6 protein-coding genes are annotated in these 6,030 nt (G+C 65.4%); 2 read left to right on the top strand and 4 right to left on the bottom strand.

The genetic code is table 11. The annotated features are described in order from the left end of the window. Positions 1 to 533, bottom strand: a 533-nt coding sequence (locus AAG799_RS21800; RefSeq protein ID WP_341899145.1) for a flavodoxin family protein, incomplete at its 3' end; no start/stop codon positions are given. 150 nt (positions 534 to 683) lie between these two features. Here AAG799_RS21800 and AAG799_RS21805 point away from each other — a divergent pair. Both AAG799_RS21805 and AAG799_RS21810 read left to right on the top strand, forming a co-directional pair. Then, entirely contained in the window at positions 684 to 1,055 is a 372-nt protein-coding gene (locus tag AAG799_RS21805; protein ID WP_341899146.1) for a helix-turn-helix domain-containing protein, read from the top strand. Positions 1,056 to 1,308: 253 nt separating this feature from the next. Beyond that, positions 1,309 to 3,249 carry a methyl-accepting chemotaxis protein gene (locus tag AAG799_RS21810; protein ID WP_341899147.1) on the top strand — a complete coding sequence of 647 codons (1,941 nt, stop codon included), beginning with the start codon at positions 1,309 to 1,311 and terminating at the stop codon, positions 3,247 to 3,249. 62 nt (positions 3,250 to 3,311) lie between these two features. On the opposite strand, the gene AAG799_RS21815 is transcribed toward AAG799_RS21810, so the two are convergent. The 3 genes from AAG799_RS21815 to AAG799_RS21825 form a co-directional block, all read right to left on the bottom strand. Next, positions 3,312 to 3,434, bottom strand: coding sequence for a hypothetical protein (locus AAG799_RS21815; protein ID WP_341899148.1), 123 nt, complete (start codon positions 3,432 to 3,434; stop codon positions 3,312 to 3,314). Positions 3,435 to 3,518: 84 nt separating this feature from the next. Next, positions 3,519 to 3,932 (bottom strand): response regulator, encoded by a 414-nt coding sequence (locus AAG799_RS21820; protein WP_341899149.1) that lies wholly within the window; start codon positions 3,930 to 3,932, stop codon positions 3,519 to 3,521. Between the two features lie 7 nt (positions 3,933 to 3,939). Further along, on the bottom strand, positions 3,940 to 6,030 hold a 2,091-nt coding region (locus tag AAG799_RS21825; RefSeq protein WP_341899151.1), incomplete at its 5' end, for an ATP-binding protein.

Raw genomic sequence — 6,030 nt, forward strand, 5'->3', positions numbered from 1 at the left:
CGCTGGCCCAGATGCGCGGCGGTGTCGAGATCGCTCTGGATCGGGCCCTTGTCGGCGCCTTCGTCGGCATTCGACTGCGCCATGGCGCCGAGGAAGCTGCCCAGGCGGTTGAGGTCGTTGACGCTGCCCTTGGAATTGTTGTTGCCCGGCAGCAGGTCGAGACCGACCCAGATCATGCCGTGTTGTGCAGCGAAGGTTGTCAGCTGCACCAGCGTGTTGAACTTGTCGCCCGACTGCGAGGCCGAGTTGGTGAAGCCGGCGGCGACCTTGTCCTTCCAGCCGCGGCCGTACCAGACCTGCGAGCTGTAATCCATGAAGGTCTTAAACGGCGCCGAGATGCTGCCCATGTAGGTGGGCGAGCCGAAGATGATGGCATCGGCGGCGTTGATCTCGGCGATGCGGGCCTCGGCCTCGGCCACCGGCACCAGGATGGCCTTGGCGCCGGCCACCCGGGCGACGCCGGCGGCAACGGCTTCCGCCTGTTTCTGGGTATGGCCGAAGCCGCTGTGATAGACGATCGCTACCTGGGTCATTTCGATAAGTCCCTGTTTTATCAAGAAAGAATTAGATAACCTAAAGCAAGTCAGTTACTTCAGATTACTATCAATATGTCCCCTTGATTTCCCCAGTAAAGTAGGTACTTAAAAGTAACCACGATGTTTTTGCCCCCGGAGCCGGTTTCGATGAGCAGTGCCCTGAAGTCCGACGATGTCCGCTATGAATGCCCGGTGGATGCCGTGCTGCGGCTGCTGATGGGGCCGTGGACGACCTATATCCTCTATGTGCTGCGCACCCAGGGGCCGCGCCGTTTCGGCGAGCTCAAGCGCGAGGTGGGCGGCATCTCGGCCAAGGTGCTGACCGAGCGGCTGCGCATGCTGGAAGAGGCCCGCCTGGTGCATCGCGACTACCAGGCCACGATCCCGCCGCAGGTGACCTACAGCCTGGCGCCGCGCGGCGCCGAGCTGAATCCGATGCTGGATGCGCTGAAGGATATCGCGCTGCGCTGGCAGAGCGAGGATGCCCAGACGTCCAGACCGCGCCAGGCGGCGGAATAGCTGATTGTCAAACAGGCGGCCGGCCCGGAGGCTGGTTGTAAAACAGGCGGGTCTGAACCGCCTGCGCCGCCGGTGCATGAACGCTTGGACTCTGAATTAACTCAAAAGTTGTAATAACTCAATATTGCTCCACTTTTCCTATATTCATTGTGGAGCAACATGCTTCTTGCATGTAGAGCTTTTGCAGAGCAGCTCAACCGCGCGGAACGCCTTTCAGCAGGCAGCACGGCGCTGCCCCAGAGAGGTTCTTCGCATGCACCATGTCGGCATTCTGGCCCGGATCATCCTTGTCCTTCTGGTTTTCTCTGCTGGCCTCGCCGCCGTCGGCTGGCTCGGCGTCAACGCGCTGCAGACCTACGACCGCAAGGTTGCCGAGCTGCAGACCGCCAGCGAGCGCGCGCTCTATGCCGCGCGGCTGCATGAAGGCGTGATCGAGGCGGTGATGGAATCGCGCGGCATCTACATCGCGCGCGACCGTTCGGCACTGGAGCGGTTCTCCACTGCGCTGCTCAAGGTGCTCGACGGTATCGAGCGCGCCATGCCCGACTATCGCGCGCTGCAGCAGCCGGACCAGCGCGACAGCTTCCGCGCGATGGAGCAGCAGGTGGCGCAGTTCGTCAGCTTCCGGCGCGAGCTGGTGCGTCTGGCGCTGCAGGACAGTCAGCCTGCCGCCCAGGCCTTTGGCGACAACGATACCAACCGCGCCGTGCGCACGAAGCTGAGCAACGCGCTGGAACAGGCGGCCGACCGCGAGAAACTGCAGCGCGATGCCATCGCCGCCGAGCTGGCCGCTTTCGTGCGTCAGCGCATGCCGCTGCTGGTCGGGCTCTGTGTCGCCATCATTGCCGTCAGTCTCGGCCTCGGCTTTTTCATTTCGGTCTTCACCCTGGCGCGGCCGATCCACCGGCTCGGCCAGGCGATGCGGCAGCTCGCCGAGGATCGCACCGAGATCGCCATCCCGGGCCTCGACTATCGCGATGAGATCGGCGCGATGGCGCGCAATGTCGAGGTCTTCCGCGTCAATGCCATCGAAAAGAGGCGTCTGACCGCCGAACAGCAGCAGCGCGAAGCCGAAATCCGCGAGGCCGAGCAGCGCCAGCGCGCGCGCGAACAGCAGGCCGCCAGCGAAATCGCCGCCCTGGTCTCTGCGGTGTCGCGTGGCGATGTTTCAGGCCGGCTCGTCATCGAGGGCAAGGATGGCGTCTTCCGCACCATCGCCGAAGGCATCAACAGTCTGTCGCAGGCGGTGGAGACCGTATTGCAGGAAGCCGGCGGCGTGCTCAATGCCCTGGCGCGCGGCGATCTCACCCGGCGGCTTCATGGCGACCATGCCGGCATCTTCGGCCAGATCAAGGCCGATACCAACAGCATGGCCGAGACGCTGACCGGCATCATCACGCGTCTGGCCGAGATCGCGCAGCAGCTGCAGGCGGCCTCGGCCGAGATCGCCGGTGGCAGCCAGGATCTGGCGCAACGCACCGAATCCCAGGCCGCCAGCCTGGAAGAGACTGCGGCCTCGATGCACCAGATCACCGCCGTGGTCGGCAAGACGGCTGACAGTGCCCAGGCCGCGAGCCGGCATGCCGTGCAGTCGAGCGGCATCGCCGAGAAGGGCGGCGCCATCGTCAACGACACCATCGCGGCAATGCAGCGGATCGAGCAGAGCGCCGAGAAGATCGGCGATATCGTCGGGCTGATTGACGAGATCGCCTTCCAGACCAATCTGCTGGCGCTCAACGCCTCGGTGGAAGCGGCGCGCGCCGGCGAGGCCGGCAAGGGTTTCGCCGTGGTGGCGCAGGAGGTGCGCGCGCTGGCCCAGCGTTCGGCCACGGCCAGCAGGGACATCAAGGCGCTGATCCAGCAATCCAATGCACAGGTGAAAGACGGTGCGTCCCGTGCGAACCAGGCCGGCGGTGTCTTCGAAGAGGTTCTGGGCGGCATCCGCGAAGTGGCCAGGATCGTCGGCGAGATCGCCGGCGCCAGCCGTGAACAGGCCAGCGGTCTTGACCAGGTCAATGATGCGATCGGCCAGATGGACAGCCTGACCCAGCGCAACAGCGCGCTGGTCGAGGAAACCGCGGCGGCCGCGCGCAGCCTGGCCGATCAGGCCGCCGAGCTGGCGAAAGTGGTCGGCTTCTTCCGCGCCGCCGCTGCCGGCACCGCGCCGGTGCGCCTGTCGTTGGCGGCGGAATAGGTGCAATAAAAAAAGCCGCCGGTATAAGCCGGCGGCTTTTGCATGTCCGGTGTTCCGGCGCGTCAATGCGGCTTGGAGACATCCATCGGCGGCAGGGCATTGGCAAGGTCGATCTTGTCTTTCGACAGTACGATGCCGCCGGCGATGGCGATGACAGCGACAATACCGATGATGATCCATTTCATGAGGTCTGCTCTCCAAGACTGAAATCGTGGCGCACCGCATAGCACGGCGGAACAGCCGGTACAGCTAGACCTTGGTCAAACGCATCAGATCAGACTGTGGAATTTCAGCAGCCCATCGAGTCGCTGTTTCAGCAGCTGCAGCGACACCGGCTTGACCAGATAGCCATCGACCTTGAGCTGCTTGGCCGAGACCACGGTTTCCTGCTGCTTGTCGGCGGTGAGGAACACCACCGGCGTGGCCGCGATCGCTGCATTGGCGAAGCCGCGCAGCTTGCTCAGATAGTCCAGGCCATCCACCGGCTCCATATGCACATCGCACAGCACCACCTGCGGCCGCACCCGCACGGTTTCCTTGAAGCCCTCGCCGCCGTCCTTGGCCTGGCTGATCAGGGTGAAGCCGATCTGCCGCAGCAGCCCTTCGATGACATGACGCGTGTAGGACTCGTCCTCGATCAGCAGGACGCGGATTTTTTCGTAGCGGGCTTTGTCGTCGCTCATGATGCGGTCAGGCCTTCAGGATCAGGGGCAGCGTGGCGGTCAGTTCGTCCAGCGTCGGCGGCAGCAATTCGGCCATCAGGGCGGCCGTATCCATATCTTCGGCATCGCAGGCGTCCTGCAGCTCGCCGGCCAGAGTGCCAAGCCGCGTGGCGCCGACGGTGAGTGCGCCACCCTTCAGGGCATGGGCGAGATGGCGCAGGGCGGCCATGTCGCCGCCGCTCTGCGCCGCGGCGATGGTGGTCACGCGGTCCTGCGCATCGCTGAGGAAATCCTGCAGCAGCTGCTTGGCCGCGGCGTTAAAGGCGCCGAAACTCTCGCCCAGCTTGTCCGGATCGAAGATATCCCGGTCCCAGTCCAGTTTCGCCGCTACCGGCTGTGCGGCGGGTGGCGCCAGCACCGGCGCCGCACGGGCAGCGCGGCGCAGCGGCAGGGCCTGCGGCAGCCATTGCGCCAGCATGCGGTTCAGGGCGCGGCTGTCGATCGGCTTGGTCAGATAGGCATCCATGCCGGCATCCAGGCATTTCTGCTCGGTGCCGCTCAGCGCATCGGCGGTCAGCGCGATGACCGGCAGGCGCGGGCGACCATGCGTCGTTTCATCGGCGCGGATCGCCGCGGTCAGCGCAAAGCCATCCATCTCCGGCATGTGGAAATCGGTCAGCAGCATTCCATAGGCGCCGCGCTCCAGCTCATACTGCCGCAGCGCCGCGGCGCCATCCTTGGCGATGTCGCAGGCAAAGCCCATGCGCGCCAGCATCTGGCGGATCACCATCTGGTTGGTCGGATTGTCTTCCGCCACCAGGATCATCGCCCGCTCGGCCGCCGCCACCTCGTAATCCGGCGGCTCGAACGCCATGTCCTCGCGCAGCACCGCGTCGCCCTGCTCGGGCAGTGCCAGGCCGCGTGCCAGCGCCACCGCGCGCCACAACCCGCCGCGATGCAATGGATAGGTCAGGGTGGCGCGGAAATTCTGGTTATGCGCCGCATCCAGGGTGGAGACCAGATAGCGCGAGGCCAGCATGATGCAGGGCAGCGCCGGATCGAGCGTCTCGCCGGTTTCCTGGATCGCATTGTCGGCGCAGCGCGCATCGATCAGCGCGATATCATAGCTGTCGCGCGCGCGTGCGGCGGCGGCATCCAGATCCTCCGCCGCCTGCGTCACGCTGATTCCGGCGGCCTGCAGATAGCGCGTTGCCGTGGCGGCGATCACCGGCGGCAGGCCGACCAGCAGCACGCGGGTGCCGGCGATGCCATCTGCGATTTCCGGCTGCGGCGCCGGCGCGGTGCTGCCGGTTTCGGCCGGCAGCGGCAGCTCGCACCAGAAGTCCGAACCCTGGCCGGGTTCGCTGTCGACGCCGATGCGGCCGCCCATCATCTCGCAGAGCCGATGGCAGATCGACAGGCCGAGCCCGGTGCCGCCGAATTTGCGCGCGGTGGAGGAATCCGCCTGCACGAAGGGGCGGAACAGTTTTGCGCGCTGTTCGTCGCTGAGGCCGATGCCGGTGTCGCGCACGGCAAAGCGCAGCTGGTCACCCTGCGCCGACACGCGCAGATGCACATGGCCGTGTTCGGTGAACTTGATCGCGTTGCCGCCGAGATTGAGCAGGATCTGCCGCAGCCGGGTCGGATCGCCGAGCCGGCGGTCGGCCAGCGCCGGGTCGATCTCGATCACCAGATCCAGTCCCTTGTCGTCGGCGCGCGTCACCAGCAGCTCGCCCACGCCATCGACCAGGTCGCCCAGCGAAAACGGAATCGTTTCGATATCCAGCTTGCCGGCCTCGATCTTGGAAAAATCGAGGATGTCGTTGATGACCGTGAGCAGCGCGCCGGCGGAGTCGCGGATCACCTTGGCCATGCGCTGCTGGTCGGTATCCAGCCGGGTCAGCTCCAGCATTTCGGCCATCGACATCACGCCATTCATCGGCGTGCGGATTTCGTGGCTCATGGTGGCGAGGAAATCGGATTTCGCCTTGGTGGCGGCCTCGGCCTGCTCCTGCGCCAGGCGCAACTCGCGGCCGGCATTGCGGAACACCACCAGCGCGCGCGCCAGCAGGCCGATCTCGTCGCGCTTAGCCGTGCCGGGGATGTGGTGCTGCAGGTC

The sequence above is a fragment of the Ferrovibrio terrae genome (genome assembly GCF_943371255.1).
Lineage (GTDB): Bacteria > Pseudomonadota > Alphaproteobacteria > Ferrovibrionales > Ferrovibrionaceae > Ferrovibrio > Ferrovibrio terrae_B.